14 protein-coding genes are annotated in these 16,545 nt (G+C 50.7%); 13 read left to right on the top strand and 1 reads right to left on the bottom strand.

Annotated elements, in window-relative coordinates:
- The first annotated feature begins 39 nt into the window (after positions 1 to 39).
- The 10 genes from ACIDE9_RS02910 to ACIDE9_RS02865 all read left to right on the top strand — a co-directional run bounded on the left by ACIDE9_RS02910 (position 40) and on the right by ACIDE9_RS02865 (position 11,753).
- A complete protein-coding gene (locus tag ACIDE9_RS02910) occupies positions 40 to 345 on the top strand; it encodes an ArsR/SmtB family transcription factor (protein WP_194752592.1) in 306 nt (101 codons plus the stop codon).
- Positions 346 to 369: 24 nt separating this feature from the next.
- Complete coding sequence (gene aas, locus ACIDE9_RS02905; protein ID WP_411992547.1) at positions 370 to 2,505, top strand: bifunctional acyl-ACP--phospholipid O-acyltransferase/long-chain-fatty-acid--ACP ligase; 2,136 nt, start codon at positions 370 to 372, stop codon at positions 2,503 to 2,505.
- Positions 2,502 to 3,824, top strand: a complete 1,323-nt coding sequence (locus ACIDE9_RS02900) for an MFS transporter (protein ID WP_411992545.1) — start codon at positions 2,502 to 2,504, stop codon at positions 3,822 to 3,824. The genes aas and ACIDE9_RS02900 overlap by 4 nt, the downstream gene beginning before the upstream one ends.
- Before the next feature lie 2 nt (positions 3,825 to 3,826).
- Positions 3,827 to 5,431 carry a hypothetical protein gene (locus ACIDE9_RS02895; protein WP_411992543.1) on the top strand — a complete coding sequence of 535 codons (1,605 nt, stop codon included), beginning with the start codon at positions 3,827 to 3,829 and terminating at the stop codon, positions 5,429 to 5,431.
- A 79-nt stretch (positions 5,432 to 5,510) separates the two neighbouring features.
- Complete coding sequence (locus ACIDE9_RS02890) at positions 5,511 to 5,888, top strand: hypothetical protein (protein ID WP_411992541.1); 378 nt, start codon at positions 5,511 to 5,513, stop codon at positions 5,886 to 5,888.
- Between the two features lie 118 nt (positions 5,889 to 6,006).
- Positions 6,007 to 6,384, top strand: a complete 378-nt coding sequence (locus ACIDE9_RS02885) for a hypothetical protein (RefSeq protein ID WP_411992539.1) — start codon at positions 6,007 to 6,009, stop codon at positions 6,382 to 6,384.
- 72 nt (positions 6,385 to 6,456) lie between these two features.
- Positions 6,457 to 8,445 carry an LTA synthase family protein gene (locus tag ACIDE9_RS02880; RefSeq protein WP_411992537.1) on the top strand — a complete coding sequence of 663 codons (1,989 nt, stop codon included), beginning with the start codon at positions 6,457 to 6,459 and terminating at the stop codon, positions 8,443 to 8,445.
- 29 nt (positions 8,446 to 8,474) lie between these two features.
- The gene (locus ACIDE9_RS02875; protein WP_411992839.1) at positions 8,475 to 10,694 is read left to right on the top strand and encodes a lipopolysaccharide kinase InaA family protein; all 2,220 of its coding nucleotides are present in this window, start codon (positions 8,475 to 8,477) and stop codon (positions 10,692 to 10,694) included.
- A 139-nt stretch (positions 10,695 to 10,833) separates the two neighbouring features.
- Positions 10,834 to 10,905 (top strand): pyrroloquinoline quinone precursor peptide PqqA, encoded by a 72-nt coding sequence (pqqA, locus tag ACIDE9_RS02870; RefSeq protein WP_081624291.1) that lies wholly within the window; start codon positions 10,834 to 10,836, stop codon positions 10,903 to 10,905.
- Between the two features lie 119 nt (positions 10,906 to 11,024).
- Positions 11,025 to 11,753 (top strand): hypothetical protein, encoded by a 729-nt coding sequence (locus ACIDE9_RS02865; protein WP_411992535.1) that lies wholly within the window; start codon positions 11,025 to 11,027, stop codon positions 11,751 to 11,753.
- A 24-nt stretch (positions 11,754 to 11,777) separates the two neighbouring features.
- Here the strand turns inward: ACIDE9_RS02865 and ACIDE9_RS02860 are convergent, their stop codons facing one another.
- Positions 11,778 to 12,620 carry a DUF3034 family protein gene (locus ACIDE9_RS02860; RefSeq protein WP_411992836.1) on the bottom strand — a complete coding sequence of 281 codons (843 nt, stop codon included), beginning with the start codon at positions 12,618 to 12,620 and terminating at the stop codon, positions 11,778 to 11,780.
- Between the two features lie 190 nt (positions 12,621 to 12,810).
- On the opposite strand from ACIDE9_RS02860, the gene ACIDE9_RS02855 reads away from it, so the two are divergent.
- The 3 genes from ACIDE9_RS02855 to ACIDE9_RS02845 are packed head-to-tail and all read left to right on the top strand — an operon-like array spanning position 12,811 to position 16,288.
- The gene (locus tag ACIDE9_RS02855; protein ID WP_411992533.1) at positions 12,811 to 13,236 is read left to right on the top strand and encodes a group I truncated hemoglobin; all 426 of its coding nucleotides are present in this window, start codon (positions 12,811 to 12,813) and stop codon (positions 13,234 to 13,236) included.
- Between the two features lie 8 nt (positions 13,237 to 13,244).
- A complete protein-coding gene (locus ACIDE9_RS02850) occupies positions 13,245 to 13,817 on the top strand; it encodes a methylamine utilization protein (protein ID WP_411992531.1) in 573 nt (190 codons plus the stop codon).
- An 11-nt stretch (positions 13,818 to 13,828) separates the two neighbouring features.
- Complete coding sequence (locus ACIDE9_RS02845; protein WP_411992529.1) at positions 13,829 to 16,288, top strand: EAL domain-containing protein; 2,460 nt, start codon at positions 13,829 to 13,831, stop codon at positions 16,286 to 16,288.
- Positions 16,289 to 16,545: the final 257 nt, after the last annotated feature.

The raw sequence follows: 16,545 nt of genomic DNA, 5'->3' as shown, positions 1-16,545 counted from the left end.
GCTTGACAAAACAAACTAAATAACTAATTATATAGTTATATGAAAACAGTGACCCAAGTTCCAGAACCCTGGAACGCTATTTCAGAGCTCTTCGTTGCGCTGGGTGATGCCCACCGGCAACGGATTTTGCTATCGTTCGAGAAAAACGAGCGACTGACGATTCTGCAAATTGTGGAGGGCTCGCAACTGAGCCGCACCGCTGTGACCCATCATTTAAAAGTGCTCGAACGAGGTGGAGCCTTGCAGAGCGAGAAAATTGGCCGCGAAGTCTACTTTTGGGTCAATCAATCATTCATGCAGCTGGCACTGCAAAACGTGCTGGACTACATCAAAGACGAAATATAAAAAGAATTTAACAGGGAGCAAACAATGCTGGTGAGTGTATTAAGGGGGATCTGCCGTCTGCTGTTCCGCGTGCAGGTGACAGGGCTGGAGAACGTGCCGCAGGAAGACAGGTTGTTGATTATTGCCAACCATGAGTCGTTTCTGGATGGTTTGTTGTTGGGCTTGTTTTTGCCCAAGCGCGCGACTTTTGTGGTGCATACCGGTGTGCTAAAAAATATCTTTTTTCGCTGGTGGTTAAAGCTGACGCCGCATTTATCTGTCGACCCGGCCAGCCCGCTGGCGATGAAGAAAGTCGTGCAGCGTCTGAATGCAGGGGAGAATGTGGTGATTTTTCCTGAAGGCCGCATTACCCTGACCGGCGCCTTGATGAAGGTGTATGACGGCCCTGGCTTTGTGGCGGCTAAAACCGGTGTCAAAATCTTGCCAGTCAGGGTTGAAGGTGCAGCCCAGTCTTATTTTGGCCGTTTATCCGATGCGCATCCACGCAAATTGTTGCCTCGTGTGACCCTGAAGATTTTGCCCACCACTGACATCCGCATTGAGCAGCACGGACACCACGCACCGCTCACGGCCAAGCAGCGCCGCCGGATCGCGGGTGAGGCCATGCGCAGCATCATGCAGCATATGCTGTTTAAAACGCAGCAAAGCAAAAGCCTGTTCGAAGCGTTCTTGGACGCCATGGATAAATACGGAGCCAAGTCGCGCATGATCGAGGATATGAACCAGGTTGAAGATACCTATCAGGAAGTGCTCAAGCGCAGCCTGGCACTGGGACGAATCGCCACCAAGGTGAGTCAGCCTGCTGAAGTGGTTGGCGTATTGATGCCGAATATCACTAATACGCTGGCCTTGGTGCTGGGGATGAGCGCCTTTAAAAGAATCCCTGCCATGCTCAATTACACCGCAGGCGCGGATGGTATGCGTAATGCTTGCCACGCCGCCAATATCCGTACGGTGATCAGTTCGCGCAAGTTTATTGAAGCGGCCAAGCTGGAGGAGATGGTCGCCAAAATGAGCGATTTGAATATTGTTTACCTCGAAGACTTGCGTAGCCAATTTGGCATGCTAGACCGTGCCTGGCTCATGGGCTATGCCTTACATTATCCGCGCGCGGCCATGGAGCCGGTCACTGCCGAAGAGACAGCGGTGGTGTTGTTTACCTCAGGTTCAGAGGGCAAGCCCAAAGGGGTGGTGCACAGCCATAAAGCCATCTTGGCCAATACGCACCAGATTCTGGCAACACTGGATTTTAGCCCGGCGGATAAATTCATGATGGCCTTGCCGCTGTTTCACGCCTTTGGGTTTACCGGCGCGTTGCTGCCATTGTTAAACGGTATCCCCATGCTGCTGTTCCCCTCACCGTTGCAATACAAGTTGATCCCGGAAGTGATTTACGACAAAGGCTGCACGGTATTTTTTTCCACCAGCACGTTTCTGGGCAACTACGCCAAATATGCGCACCCGTACGACTTTTATAAATTGCGCGTGGTGTTTGCCGGCGCTGAAAAACTCAATGAAGAGGTGCGCAAGATTTACCACGAAAAATTTGGCATCCGCATTTTAGAAGGCTATGGCACCACCGAGTGTGCGCCCGTGGTCGCGGCCAACACGCCGATGGCTAACCGTAATGGCACGGTAGGCCAGTTGTTCCCCGGCATTGAACACAAACTGGAACCAGTGCCAGGCATAGAAAAGGGCGGCCGCTTATTGGTGAAGGGCGATAACATCATGCAGGGCTATTACCTGTATGACAACCCCGGTGTGTTGGTTGCGCCGCAAGATGGCTGGTATGACACGGGCGATGTGGTTGAAATAGATAGTGAAGGGTTTATTCATATCAAAGGCCGCGTTAAACGTTTTGCCAAAGTGGCTGGTGAGATGGTCTCGCTAGAAGTGGTGGAGAAAATGGCGACTACTGCAGCCCCCGAACAACAACATGCCGCTACCACGATCGCAGATGCCAGCCGCGGTGAAAGCATCGTGCTATTTACCACCGATGCCAAACTCAAGCGTGAAGACTTGCAGATTGTGGCTAAAAGTATGGGGGCGCCCGAAATTGCCATCGCCCGCAAAATTATTGTGGTGGCGCAAATCCCGGTGCTGGGCACGGGTAAAACAGATTATGTGACATTGAAGCAGATGGCGGAGCAAGCAGCATGAGTAACCCATTCATCTTATTACGCCAGCAACGGTTTGCGCCCTTCTTCTGGACACAAGGATTAGGCGCTTTTAATGACAATGTGTTTAAAACCGCATTGATTACGCAAGTAGCCTTTAACACCGCCAGCCTGACGACCCTGGATGGGGCAACATTAGCGACCTTGCTACCTGGCCTGTTTATTTTGCCGTTTTTCCTGTTTTCGGCCTCGGCTGGGCAATTGGCAGATAAATACGAAAAATCACAGATTATCCGGCTGGTGAAGGTGCTTGAGATTTGCATCATGCTGTTTGCCAGCATCGGTTTTTTAAGCCGCAGCTTGGTCATGCTAGCGCTGGCCTTGTTTTTAATGGGAGTGCATTCCACCCTGTTTGGGCCGGTAAAGTACTCTTATTTGCCACAGCATTTACAGCCTAACGAACTCACGGCGGGTAACGGCCTGGTTGAAATGGGCAGCTTTGTGGCTATTTTGCTAGGGCAGGTGCTGGGCGCCTGGTTGGGTAGTTTAGAGCAACATGCCTTGTTTACCAGTTTGAGTGTATTGCTGGTCGCTGTCTCCGGCTATCACCTGAGCCGCGGTATTCCGTTGTCACCGGCGCCTGTGCCTGACATCAACATTAACTGGAACCCGATCACCGAAACGATCAAGAATGTGCGCACGTTCTGGGCGCAGCAAACTTTGTGGGTAGCGATTGTGGCCATTTCGTGGTTCTGGTTTTTTGGGGCGACTTTGCTGGCGCAATTCCCTAATCTGGCAAAAAATGTGTTGCAAGGCAGTGAGCGTGACTTTATCAGCCTGCTGTCGATTTTTTCGGTCGGCGTCGGTGTCGGTTCGGTCTGGTGTGAAAAGTTGTCCAAGGGCAAACAAGAGCTGGGCCTAGTCATGCTGGGGGCGGCAGGGATGTCCTTATTCGCTTGGGATTTTGCCAGCACTACCGGCAGTATTCAGCAACAGCTGTTAGCGAATCCAGCACTCACGTTGCGTACATTAGGTGGCCTGGATTATTGGCGCATGTTGCTCGATGTGGGCTTGCTCGGCGTGAGCGGCGGCCTGTATATCGTGCCGCTGTATGTGTTGCTGCAAAGCCGCGCCGAGGCGGGGTATCAGTCACGCGTGATCGCTGCTAACAATATTATGAATGCCTTGTTTATGGTGCTCTCGGCCGGATTTTCGGTGTTGCTGTTTGGCATGGGCGTCAGCATTCCACAATTGTTTGCCATCACAGCGGCGGTCAATGTGCTGGTGGCTATTTATCTGTGTTTTCGCCAACCGGAATATTGGCACAGCGTGCGCGATTACCTGCGTGGGTTGAAAGGCTAAGCATGCGTCGCATGATGGGTGTGGGCTTAGGCCTGATTTCGTCGTTTGCCTGTAGCGAGCCTGGAAGCAGTCAGCTGGGCTTATATGCACAAAACCAATTCCAAACGGTCAATGGTGTTTGCCCGTCATGCCAGGCATTGCCGCAAGCATTATGGTATTTTCGTCATGAAACCTTTGCCTTGCCGCACAGCAATGCATTGATGACCCATTTTGACGCCACTAAGCGTGGCGTTGACGATACGCAAGGATTAACTCCTGAGGCCTTACCTGCTTTAGTGTGGACGGGGGCCAGTCAGCACTGGTCAGGGTTGACCTTGAATGCTGAAGCAACGACGGTCACAAGCGCAGAAGGGGATCGATTTGGATTTAAATTGGCGCCCAAGATCGCCAGCAATCGCTCGTATTGGAACGCTAGCACCAGCCATTTTTTCAACCAGGGCCCACTAGCCATCCGTGGTGAGCTGGAGGAGCAAACGCTGGTGGCGCGTACGGTCTGGCCGCAAGCATTTAAACTCGACCTCACAGCCGACACACAGCCGTTGCAAGCAGGTGAAAGCCTGCAATCTCTGGTGCAGTTTGCCAATGGCGGTGCACGGAGTCCTTACCAAAGCCGTTTGATATGGGAAAAATCGCCTGGCGTCGCGCAAAAATCGTCCGGCAAAGCGGCACTGGGGATTCTGCTGAATGGTGCGCAAGGAGGTGACGACGAAGCGCATGGCGGGCATTTTGCCTTGGCAACCGGCAGGGTGGGGGCTGACGGTGCTTATGATACGTGGCTGGTGAATAACTATTACAACCTTGCCAGCAACAGTGAAAAAGGCATTATTGCCGGGGTGACGCCGTTTGATAAATACATGGGCGATCTCAATAGCGGGCAATCCTTTTATCGTCCTTCGTATATGCTGGTGGCGGTATTTAGTCAGCCTGAGATTCCCAAGCAGGTACAAGCGCTGAATAACAGGGTATTCCAGCATTTTTACCGCAATGACTTTGTCTATGACCATGCGCTGGAAAACTGCGCTGGCATCAGCATAGACACCCTGCGTCAGTTGGGCTGGCAAGTGCCAAAACGTGGTGTAGAAAGCCTGCTCAAAGCCAGTGCAGCTTACTGGTATGTGGCAGCGACGGAGCGCAGCTTGCAAAAAGGCCGCGCTATTTATGATTACCTGAATACCGAAATGACCAGGCTGTTTCCAGCCGTGGCGTTTAATGCGATAGGCAACGATTTGCTTAAAATCGCCCAAACAGGCAATCAGTCAACATTGACCTCTGTTGCTATGCAAGCAATGCCAGAGCAGCTGGAAGCCATTTATTTTGTACGCATCCCACAGATCCCATCCAGCCGGGTATATGGGTTGGCACCTGTGTATAGCTTTGCGCAATACTTGCAACAAGCTCCGGCAGACAGAAACCAGTGGCAAATTATCCCGGTCACGCCAAATCCATTGCCTGAGCCGTTAAAAGAGGGATTGGCGCGCAAGCCAGAGACGCCTGCGGTATTACCGATACCGGCGATTCTGTTTTTAATCAGTGTGATTGGTCTCGCCTGGGTATTGCTGAAAGGACTGAGGCACTTGTTAAGGCGCGCTCTTCCTACAGCAAAATAAGCAAGGCACGGATAAGCAGACATCATGATTCCCTTTTAAATAAAAATGCCAAACCACATTTTTTATTTAAGGACAAAACATGAATAAATTACTGATTGCATTATTGGTTTCTGTGATTTCAACCACGTCGTCTTATGCGGCTGAAAGCAAAGATGATGGCGCAACATTAGGGACGTCTAAAAGCCCGCAAGTCGACAGGCAGCAAAGCCGGACAGACAAAGGGTCTATTGGTAGCAGTCAAGATGGAGTGCCTAATGATGCTAGCAATTTGGGCAATTCGGAGAGCCCTCAGGTTAAAGACCAGGTCCAACGCACGGACAAGGGCTCGGCCGATCGACCCATGAAAAGGCACAAAAACAAAGTGCTGAGGAATAAAGACGAAAAAGCCGGGACGACGCACGGAAATCCTGTGCAACCGACTGAATATGAAGCAGCACCGCCAGCGACGACCAATTAAGGTGGCGGGTATAATGGGATTGCTTGGGCAATCCCATTTTGCTGCGATGCCATGGCATCGCCTGCACTTTTATAATGAAAACCTGTCTTAGCTTTAACTCAATAAAAAGAAGCGCTTTATGTCATTGGCTAGCCAACGGAAACTGATTCTGACCGCGATTATTTGTTTATTGCTTTACCAGGTCGGCACCTGGATCACCATTCTGGCCGGCGCGGTGTGGGGTGCAGGCGCGGCGGTGATTGTCGCCGTGGTGTCTTATGTTTGCGCACGCTTGGCGAAGCGCGGGGCGACCAGTACGATCTGGTTTTTAATCCCCACTTTATTGTTTACAGTGATTCCGCTGCTGGCAAAGGCATGGAGTTTATTGACCAGCCAGACCGGTATTGTCGATATGCTGGTTGACTTGGTACCGCTGCTGGTCGGGTTTGTGATTCCGGTAGGCTTGCTGTCCGTGGTGTACCTCGACCTGCGCAAAAAGTCTGTTTTGCCTGAGTAGCGTTGGCCCTGCGCGAACAATCGTGAATAACCCGTTATAATCACACGCTTGAATCAATCTGATTAAGCAACCATGCAATCAAGTTACTTCGGCAAGCCACGTTCCACTTCAAAATTATGGGCCATTGGTCATTGGTTTGGCCCTTATGCACCGCTCATCGTCATGTTTATCAGTGGGTTGGTGTTGCTTTCTCTCACTCGCCTGGGCCTGGTGACCTGGAAATGGGAACGCGTACAAGCCACGGGCGAGTTATGCCAGATTCTGCTGCAAGGTGTGCGCGTGGATATTATCCAGCTTGGTTTGCTGGCCATTATTCCCGTTTTGCTGTCACCCATATTGGCGACGCGGAAATTATTCAAGGTTTGGCGTGGCTTCACTTACTGGTGGGTATTGTTATCACTGGTGTTTCTGGTGTTTCTGGAAGCGGCCACGCCTGGCTTTATTCTCGAATATGATGTGCGGCCTAACCGTATTTTTGTCGAATACCTTAAATATCCACACGAAGTGTTTGGCATGTTGTGGCAAGGTTTTAAGACCGAGTTGGTGTTTGGTCTGGTCATGACCCTCGTGGCTTTTGCTGCGGTTGCTAAACTGCTTAAACCCTGGCGTCAGGCTGAGGCCAAGTGGGCAAGCCCGGCGGTTTGGCTGGTGTGGCCATTGATACTGGTGTTAACGGTGTTAGGGATACGCTCAACGCTGACACATCGACCCGCCAATCCGGCATTGTTCGCGATTACGCAAGATAGCATGGTCAACAGTCTGGTATTAAATTCTACTTATTCCGTGTTTTATGCTGCTTATAGTCTGCAGCATGAAGCAAAGTCCAGCGAAATTTATGGCAAATTGCCTCGTGAAAAAGTGCTGGCGATCACGGGTGCGCAAGAGGCAGATATTCCTACCTTGACCACGTTAGTGCCCTCCATCAAGCGAGACAAGCCGCTGAACCTGGTGATTTTGCTGCAAGAAAGCCTGGGTGCTGGTTTTGTTGAGTCATTGGGCGGCAAGCCTGTCACACCCAACCTGGAAACACTGAAAAATGAGGGGATCTGGTTCACGCATTTATATGCGACTGGTACCCGCTCTGTGCGCGGCATTGAGGCAGTGGTGACTGGTTTCCAACCGACGCCATCGGATAGCACGGTGAAACTGGATTTAAGCCAGAAGAACTTTTTCACCTTGGCCGCTTTACTGTCTAAACAAGGCTATTTAACCGAGTTCATCTATGGTGGTGAATCGCATTTTGACAATATGCGCAGTTTCTTTATGGGCAATGGTTTCCAGCAAATCACTGACCAGCCGGACTTCAAGAACCCGGCATTTGTCGCTAGCTGGGGCGCGTCAGATGAGGACTTGCTGAATAAAACCCACGAGCAGCTCATGGCGCATCATGCCAGCGGCAAACCCTTTTTTACCCTGGCATTCAGTTCTTCCAACCACGCACCATTTGAATTTCCAGATGGTCGTATAGAGCTTTATGAACAGCCCAAAGCCACGGATAACAATGCGGTTAAATACGCTGATTACGCGATAGGCGAGTTCTTTAAAAAAGCCAAGGCCAGCCCTTACTGGAACGATACGGTGTTTCTGGTGGTGGCTGACCACGATATCCGCGTGCGTGGCGATTCACTGGTGCCGATTGAGCACTTCCATATCCCGGCCCTGATTCTGGGAGGGGCGGTACAGCCCAAAACGGTGGATGCGATTGCCAGCCAGATTGATTTGCCGGTGACGATGTTGTCATTAATGGGTATAGAGGCCCAACACCCAATGACCGGGCATGATTTGTCGAATGTGAGTGCTGACTACCGTGGTCGCGCCATGATGCAGTACAACTACAATTTTGGCTGGATGCAGCAAATGGGCGCAACGGTGGTTGAGAATGAGGTCGTGGTGCTGCGCGAAGGCAAACCCGCTGCATTCGGGCGTTACGATCCTGCCAGCAAGCAATTGCAAAATACGGCTGCACCTGCTGATGGCGCTGCGTTAGCTGAGCGGGCATTGGCGAATAGCCTGTTGCCTGCGCTGTTGTATAAAGAGCAGCGTTATCGCTTGCCGGAGTAGAGATCGTTTTGAAGAAGACACAACCTTCCATGCTCACGCGCCAGGTCATTGTTGATGGCCTGAAATATATCGCTACGGGTGGTTTATGGCTGAAGAACAGTCATTTGCCCGCAATCAGCCATACTATCCCTGATGACTTTATCGGGCTCTGTGTGGCCAGCAATGCAGAGCCAGCCACCGATGACTATGTGCTAGCGCAATTGCAGGCATTGGGCGTGAAGCGTGTGCGTCTGGATATCAGCGATGACGAAGCTAGGCCGTTCCAGGAGCGTTTTTTAAGGCGATTGCTGGAAGCTGGGCTGTCTGTGACCTTGCACGCCGTGCAGCCTTTTGAGGCGGCCAGAAATATGCGTGACAGCCAGGTGCAGGCAGACTGGAAACGGTTTGTCAGCGAACTATGCCAAGCGTATGCGGGCAGTATTGCGGCGCTGGAAATTGGTAATACCGTCAATCGCAAGAAATGGGCGGGTTACGATATGCCGGGCTTTATGCTGGCCTGGCAAATTGCTTATGACCTGGCCAGGGCGCATCAAGTGGTCGTGGTTGGTCCCAATATTCAGGACTTTGAGCCTCTATACAATATCAGCTTGCTGAAAACACTGGGTCAGGACCGCCGCCTGCCAGATGTGCATAGCAATAATTTGTTTGTGGAACGGGTGGTTGAGCCTGAGTTGGCTGACTTCAGGATTTTTAAACACAAATGGACGCGCATCCTTAAGTTCAACCTGATTAAAAAAGCCAAACTACTACAAAAAATTGGTGACGATCTAGGCGTGCCAACACTGGTTTCTCCAGTCTCATTCTGGGCGATTTTTCGTATCAAGCGCCGTTTCCCGGATGGTGCGCAGAAACAAGCCGATTATGTCACGCGTTATTTCACCTTGCTCGCTGCGGCAGGCGCGTTACGGCATGCCAATTGGGGGGCATTTGTCTGTCACCGCGAAGGCTTGATTGATGATGGCTTGAAAGATGCCGATTATCCAGCGCTGGAGCGCGTGGCTTATTACAAGTCAGCCGATGGCGTGGTGGCTGATTACCAGCAGAACCCGAGTTTTGCCGCCTTTAAAATGGTCAGCCATTGGCTCAATGGCGCACAGTATATTGCGCCAGTCAGCACTGGCAATGGCCTTGAAATGCACCGATTGCAACAGCATGGGCAGACCGTGCATATTGCCTGGACCGTGAATGGCCAATGCGCGTTGTTAGACCAGATTTACTCACCGCACAGTTTGCAGCAAGCGCAACTATTTAACCGCGATGGTGAACCGGCGCAGGGTAAGCAAATGCTCACTGAGTCGCCGTTATACCTGGTTTGGCCACAAGCTGAACAGATTGTCTTGCGCACGCCACGGCCTGTGTTGAGTGGTACAGTGATTCACGCGCATATCGCTGGTCAGCAGTATTTTCCGATAGAAGAGGGCGATTGGCGCGGCATGATTTTGGCGGCGAATGCTGAGCAGGCGCAACAGTTGTGGCAGGCCTGGCACCCAGAAACCTTGCTGCCGCCAGCCAAGGAAAACGCTTTGCGCCATGCGAGAAACGCCATCTGGTCACTGCCCGATCCGCGCGATGCCACGCAACAGGTCACCGTTAAAAAACCGGTGCGCATGTATTGGCACAAAACCTTGCTGGATAGATATAAACCCAGCAAGGCCAAGCGTAGCTGGAATGGCGCAATGGAGTTGTTACGGCGTGGTGTGGGGACTGCGATGCCACTGGCTTACTTTGAGCATGCTAATGACTCGACCTTGAAACGGAATTTTTTTATTTCAGCCTATGTGCCGCATGAGTTTGCCATTTCAAAAGCTTTTCTGGCATTTAAAAACGGCGACAGTCATTTTGAAGGCGTTGCTGCAGAGACCTTGTATCATGCGTTCGCCCGTTTTTGCTTACATATGCATAGTTCTGGGATTTATTTCCGCGACTTTTCTGGCGGGAATATCTTGGTACAGCGGCAGAGCGATGGCGCATTACACTTTGTGCTAATTGATACCGCACGCCTGCATGCAAGTGCGACCGCCATCATGATCAAGCAACGCCTGGCAGACTTAACGCGGGCGCTACATAAGCTGCACTGGGACGGCCGCAAACAATTCCTGCAAATGTATCTTGGTATGACCGGGCGTCGCCTGAGCTGGCAGTTCTTGTGGCCGTTTTATCTATACGATTTCAAAGTTTCACTGAAGAAAACCATCGGCCGCAAAGGCGTACGCAAGCTGTTGCGCTATATCAAATCCCGCTTTGCTTAAAGTTTATATCAGGCCACACTCATGAAAATCATGAATGCATGTTGCGTAGTTTAATCACGACAATTGTGGCGGGCAGTTTTAATATGGTCACACGTTGATAGCAATCGCTAACACGAATTTAAGATCAAGGAGAATGACTATGTGGACTAAACCAGCTGCTACCGAAATGCGTTTCGGCTTCGAAGTAACTATGTACGTTATGAACAAATAATTTGTTCTTAATGGCATGAACGGGCGCTCAGGCGCCCGTTTTCATTTAAAGCATATGCTACAAAACCTTTTTTGGTCACGCAATCTCCAATGCACAGATCATTCACAAGGCCACAAACCATGCCAACTATTGCACACTGCGTGACCACATTAGGATTGCTGTTGTTTAGCCAGTCTGTGCTGGCTTGCCTGGATGCGCAGGCGCTGAATGGGTTGGCTGACAAAGAAATGCAGTACATGCTGCAGCGCATTCCGCCAGCCTTTGCCGATGCTGTGAATGACCAGCTGATTCAAGGCCAAATGATGGCAGGTTCGGCAGGCACGTGCCAGGCACATTGGCAATTGCGTTTACCTGCGGCCGATATTGCCGAAGCACAAGCGCTATTGCAGGCAGAGCCTGCCAAGCAAATCATGCTCGCCGCACAGGGCTACCAGATTCCTGAGCAAGCTGTGTTGGAAGCCGATTTTGCGGTCGATGCTGGCAGCTTGCAAGTGAAACATCAGGACACTTTGCAAACGTCAGCGTTGGGCAAATTGCGCGCCAGTGTTGAGTTGATGTACGCCATGCTGACGCAAGCGCGGTCGAATGGTCAACGCCATGACCAGCCGTGGACAGGTGTCGATAAACAAATGCTCGTCGCGGATTGCCAGCAGGCGCTGAGTGTAAAACAGCCTGCTGCCTGTGAATGTTACGCCGATGGCCTGGCAGAAAAATACACCGCGCGCCAAGTCAGATACAACCGTTATCTGTCCACTAATCCCTATGCGTTTGCCACTGGCAATGGTGCTGAATTCAAGCAACTGGATAAAAAGTTGCAGGCTGACTGTGGCCTGACGGCATTACGCTAACCTAACCAAACTTAGTAATTCAGGTTAGTAATTGATCTGGCCAGACACATACCAGCCGGTCTGGTTGTCTTTGTTGGCAATTCTGCCCAAATCAATATACGCCCCGGTGATGGACACATTGCGGTGTGGAAACCAGGTCATAAAAATATCCTGCGCGCTGTTTTCCTGATAAACAGACAAATTATCCGGTTTATAGCGTATCTCGCTACCAATCAGCCAGTTGTCCGAGAGCATGACAGCGGCAGACACCGCCGGATAGATGCGGTAATTGTCATGCTTGTCACCGCCAAAACCGAGCAGGCCAAACTGGTTGGCCTTGGTGGCGTGCAGGTTAGCATTGAGTAACAGGTTATAACCATTAATGGCACCCAAGAACAGCTTGCTGGCCGCGACATAATAATCAACACCGCTGCGGTCTTTTGCCCCCAGCAATTTGGGTACAAAATTAAAGTCTTCGTTATATTTATACTGGGCACCGACTGATATTTGCGGCAACCAGCTATCCTGCTCGTAAATAGCATCCCCCAATACCCGCACTTTTACGCCTAGCGTATTCAGGCGAATCTGCTCGCCAGGCACGGTGTCACTCAGGCCAAAGCGGGCCTGGCTGGCGCTCACTTCCACGCGGTTGAAAAACCCCAGTGCAACGCCTGTGGTGTCAAGCTTGAAGTCGCCACGGGTTTCAGCATGGGTGTAAAACAATGAGCCGCCGATTTGCTTGTCGGTGCCATAGCCGCTGATCACCGCCCATGGCATCAGGCCACCGCCTGCGGCACCTTCAATTTGCGTGACGCCGCCAGTGGCTAGTAGCCGGTCACCGGCATGGGCGGGGAGTGCTGTCGCACAAATCAGTGCAACGGCTTGCATGAGCCTGGTCAAAAACAAATTAGGTGTATACATCGGGCTGAGCTCCTTGATTTTGATTATCGCATTATGTAATTATTGCGATAAATGTAATTGTTGGAACAACGTCGATAAAGCGGTGTTTATTGTCGCCTGGGGCTACCTGCGTGCGCGTTAAGATGTGAGTATTGGCCCAAAGTGTGGAGAAAATGGAATGCGTTTTTTTGTGATGATGATAGTCTGTATGTGTACTGTTGCGGGGTGTGTGACGCCACCCAAAGCTGAGGCCAGCCTGTATCAGCGTATTGGTGGCTTGCCTATGCTCAGCAGAATTTCTAACCAGACGCTGGATATCGTCAGCAAGGATCTGCAAACCAGCCGCTCGTTCGACGGCGTGAAAATGAAAACGCTAAAAGAAAGTCTGACAAATTTTTTGTGTGTGAAAACCGGCGGCGATTGCGTGTATGAGGGCGAGACCATGCAAAAATCACATGCTGATGCCCAAATCACCACAGCGGAGTTTGAACGCATGGTAGACGTGATGCGTGAGCGCATGGATAGCAATGGGGTAGGTACCAGAGAAAAAAATGAATTGCTGCGCATACTCGCGCCAATGAAACGTGATGTGGTGACTAATTAAGAGATCATATGAAGCAACTTCTAATCATGCTGGCAGTACTGTGCCTAAGTCGCGGCAGTGACGCCGCTGAAGTCACTGCAATCATCACTGATGCGGCTGGCAAGCCGGTAGCTGAAGCTGTTGTTGCCTTTTATGATGGCAAGACAAGTGCCTTGCCTGCTGGTGCAGGCGGTAAAATTGTGCAGAAAAACAAGATGTTTAATCCCAAGGTCACGATTGTGCAAACCGGGACCAGAATCAACTTTCCGAACGAAGATTCTGTCAGGCACCATGTGTATTCCTTTTCGCCCGCCAAAAAATTTGAGTTAAAACTGTATTCAGGTGTCCCGACAGATCCTGTGCTGTTTGACCAGGCCGGTGTTGTGACGCTGGGGTGCAACATTCATGATTCTATGGTAGGGTACATCTATATTGTAGATACGCCTTTTTTTGCCAAAACTGATGACAATGGCAAAGCGGTGCTCAAATTAAACGATGGTCAATATAGCTATCAAGCCTGGCTGCCGGGTCAAACCAAGCCCGCGACAGAACAAAAACTGAAAATAGAAGGGTCGGCCGAGATTAAAATCGCGCTCCCGTAAAGTTTCCCTGCATGATCCAGTTCAAACATATACGCTCACGCATTGCCTTTACTTTTTTGACAGTGGTGGTGGTGATTCAATTAGCCGGGCTGATTCCGCTCAAGTACGCCCTGGATAAACATGCGAATCAACTGGCTGAAGAGCAGATGGATGTCGGTGAGCGTGTATTTGTCAACTTGCTGCAGCACAATACACAGAGTCTCAAGCAGGCCACGCAGGTGCTGGCCGCCGATTTCGCCTTCAGAGAGGCGGTGGCAACGAACGATGCCGAGACCATTGAGTCCGCCCTCGAGAGCTATCAGGGGCGTATTCGTGCGCATATAGCCTATTACATCAGCCGCGACGAAAATATGGTGATCGGCACGACCGATAATGAGCATGCTTTGTTTGGTGCCAATGCCAAAGAAGATGCCAGGCAGGCAATTCTCCAAAATCAAAGCGGTACACTCAAGTTTGATATTGTCGATGGTAAGCCGTATCAACTGATCACCGTGCCGGTAAAAGCGCCCGATGTAATTGGCTGGATTGTGATGGGCTTTGCGGTGGACGGGCGTTTAGCGAGTCAGATCAAGCAGTTGACACACCTTGATGTCGCTTTTGTGCAGAACACCCCGCAGAGTCACTGGCAACTGGTGAGTGGTACCACTGGGGCTGATCTCTCAAACTTGCTGGTTCGCACGGTGGCAGACGTCTACCGCCAGAAGTTGTCATTGCATCGCGTTAATCTCGGTGGTCAATCTTTTCATTTAAGAATCCGCTCCTTGCATGAAACCCGTGATGAAGCCTTGCTGGTGGTGCTGCAAGGTTCGGTCGAACCCTTTACACAGGACCTGAACACGCTGTTTAAAGTGATGTTGTTGCTGACCTTAATAGGCGTGCTGATCTTTGCCGCGCTGATTTGGTATGTCTCACGCAAAACGACAGAGCCAATTGCGGCACTGGTGAGGGACGCTGACAACATCGCTATGGGTGACTATGAAAAAGAAATTCAGGTGAATAGCCGCGATGAAATCAGTCTGCTTGCCAAAGCCCTGAACAGCATGCGTGAGGCTGTGCTGCAACGTTCCCTGCGTATACAGCGGCTGGCGTTTAACGATGAGCTGACTGGCTTGTCTAACCGCCTGGCTTTTAGTCAGGGTGTGCATCAGGCCATCATGTCACATGCTGACAGCCAGCAGAAGCTGAGTGTGATGGTGATTAATATCCATCGTTTCAAGCCGATTAATAAAACGCTGGGCCGGGACTTTGGCGACGACTTGCTGCGCCATGTCGGCCAGGTGTTAAAGCAAAATGTCCTTGGTGCGCAGGATATGGTCGCGCGCCTGGATGCAGATGAATTTGCCGTGTTATTGCAGCAAACAGACCAGGCCAAGGCCACGCGTTATGCCGACAAGATTCAGCAGATGTTTGAGCGGCCGGTCAGCGTGCAAGGCCAGGCGATAGATGTGCGTACTGGCATCGGTATTGCGTTGTATCCGGATCATGGGCTGGACGAAGAGTCATTGCTGAACCATGCGGAAACGGCTTTGCAGGAATCCAGAGCCAAAAAATCGCCCTGGATTGTTTATAACACAGCGCTGGAAATTGACCAGTCAGAAACACTGACCCTGATTTCGGATTTGAAGGAAGCTATCCAGCATGATCAGTTGTTGTTGTATATCCAGCCAAAAATTGATGTGGCAACGCGCCGCGCGCTAGGCGGCGAGGCACTTATCCGGTGGGTGCATCCTGAAAAAGGCATGATTTTCCCGGATCAGTTTATTCCGTTTGCCGAGCAAACCGGGGTGATTAGTGATATCACCAACTGGATGCTGTTGCGTGCCTGCCAGGTCTTGGCTGGCTTTAAAAAACAGGGTTTGCACATCACGCTGGCGGTGAATCTCTCCACGCGTGACCTCAATAATATGGAGTTACCAGAACAGATTGGCCATTTATTGTCCTCACATGGTCTGGATGCCAAAGCATTGAAGCTGGAAATCACCGAAGGCAGTTTGATGCAGGACCCGGAGCGTGCTGAGGTGGTAGTGAAAAAACTGGCTGCGATGGGGCTGCATCTGTCGATTGATGACTTTGGGACTGGCTACTCATCGCTGGCTTATTTGCGCCAGTTGCCTGTGCAAGAGCTTAAAATTGACCGCTCATTTGTCATGTTTATGGACAAAAATAGCAGCGACGCCAGCATTGTGAAGTCGACCATAGACCTGGCGCACAATATGGGCCTGATCGTGGTGGCAGAGGGCATAGAAAATGAAGTTGTGCTGAACCAGTTGGCCCGATTGGGCTGCAACGAAGGTCAGGGCTACTTTATTGGCAAGCCTATGCCGGAAAAAGATTTTTCTATCTGGCTGGAGCGCTGGGAAGGTCAAAACGAGATCGACATTGATATTGGCGACGACCTGTCCTACGAGATTAATCCGCTGGATATCGACCCGCAGACACAAGATCCTTTCAAGCTGGATAATCTCGGCTAGATACCCTTTTGCGCATACACAAGCCCTACTTTAACGTGGGGCTTTTGTTTTGCTATCAGTCCGTTTTCCTATGCATCAATTTTATTAATCAGCCTCATAAAAACATTCAACTTTATTTCACTAAATATCGGCTTATGATGGTGACCTATATCCACAGGAGATTGATATGAGCCAGATCAGAATGCATAAAAAAGCCAATTTTATTGTTCACTATGTGATTAATTATTTTCATAAATAAGTTTTAAATCTATTGCTAT

This window comes from Methylophilus sp. 'Pure River', from assembly GCF_046765995.1.
Lineage (GTDB): Bacteria > Pseudomonadota > Gammaproteobacteria > Burkholderiales > Methylophilaceae > Methylophilus.
This window is presented reverse-complemented; position numbering and strand designations above follow the sequence as displayed.

What these genes read in the sequence shown, in the direction of transcription:
- ACIDE9_RS02850 (WP_411992531.1), top strand. Translation starts at nt 13,245, where the DNA reads ATGAAGCAACTTCTAATCATGCTGGCAGTACTGTGCCTAAGTCGCGGC.
- ACIDE9_RS02895 (WP_411992543.1), top strand. Translation starts at nt 3,827, where the DNA reads ATGCGTCGCATGATGGGTGTGGGCTTAGGCCTGATTTCGTCGTTTGCC.
- ACIDE9_RS02860 (WP_411992836.1), bottom strand. Translation starts at nt 12,620, where the DNA reads ATGCAAGCCGTTGCACTGATTTGTGCGACAGCACTCCCCGCCCATGCC.
- ACIDE9_RS02880 (WP_411992537.1), top strand. Translation starts at nt 6,457, where the DNA reads ATGCAATCAAGTTACTTCGGCAAGCCACGTTCCACTTCAAAATTATGG.
- ACIDE9_RS02910 (WP_194752592.1), top strand. Translation starts at nt 40, where the DNA reads ATGAAAACAGTGACCCAAGTTCCAGAACCCTGGAACGCTATTTCAGAG.
- ACIDE9_RS02875 (WP_411992839.1), top strand. Translation starts at nt 8,475, where the DNA reads ATGCTCACGCGCCAGGTCATTGTTGATGGCCTGAAATATATCGCTACG.
- ACIDE9_RS02855 (WP_411992533.1), top strand. Translation starts at nt 12,811, where the DNA reads ATGCGTTTTTTTGTGATGATGATAGTCTGTATGTGTACTGTTGCGGGG.
- ACIDE9_RS02890 (WP_411992541.1), top strand. Translation starts at nt 5,511, where the DNA reads ATGAATAAATTACTGATTGCATTATTGGTTTCTGTGATTTCAACCACG.
- ACIDE9_RS02845 (WP_411992529.1), top strand. Translation starts at nt 13,829, where the DNA reads ATGATCCAGTTCAAACATATACGCTCACGCATTGCCTTTACTTTTTTG.
- ACIDE9_RS02900 (WP_411992545.1), top strand. Translation starts at nt 2,502, where the DNA reads ATGAGTAACCCATTCATCTTATTACGCCAGCAACGGTTTGCGCCCTTC.
- ACIDE9_RS02865 (WP_411992535.1), top strand. Translation starts at nt 11,025, where the DNA reads ATGCCAACTATTGCACACTGCGTGACCACATTAGGATTGCTGTTGTTT.
- aas (WP_411992547.1), top strand. Translation starts at nt 370, where the DNA reads ATGCTGGTGAGTGTATTAAGGGGGATCTGCCGTCTGCTGTTCCGCGTG.
- ACIDE9_RS02885 (WP_411992539.1), top strand. Translation starts at nt 6,007, where the DNA reads ATGTCATTGGCTAGCCAACGGAAACTGATTCTGACCGCGATTATTTGT.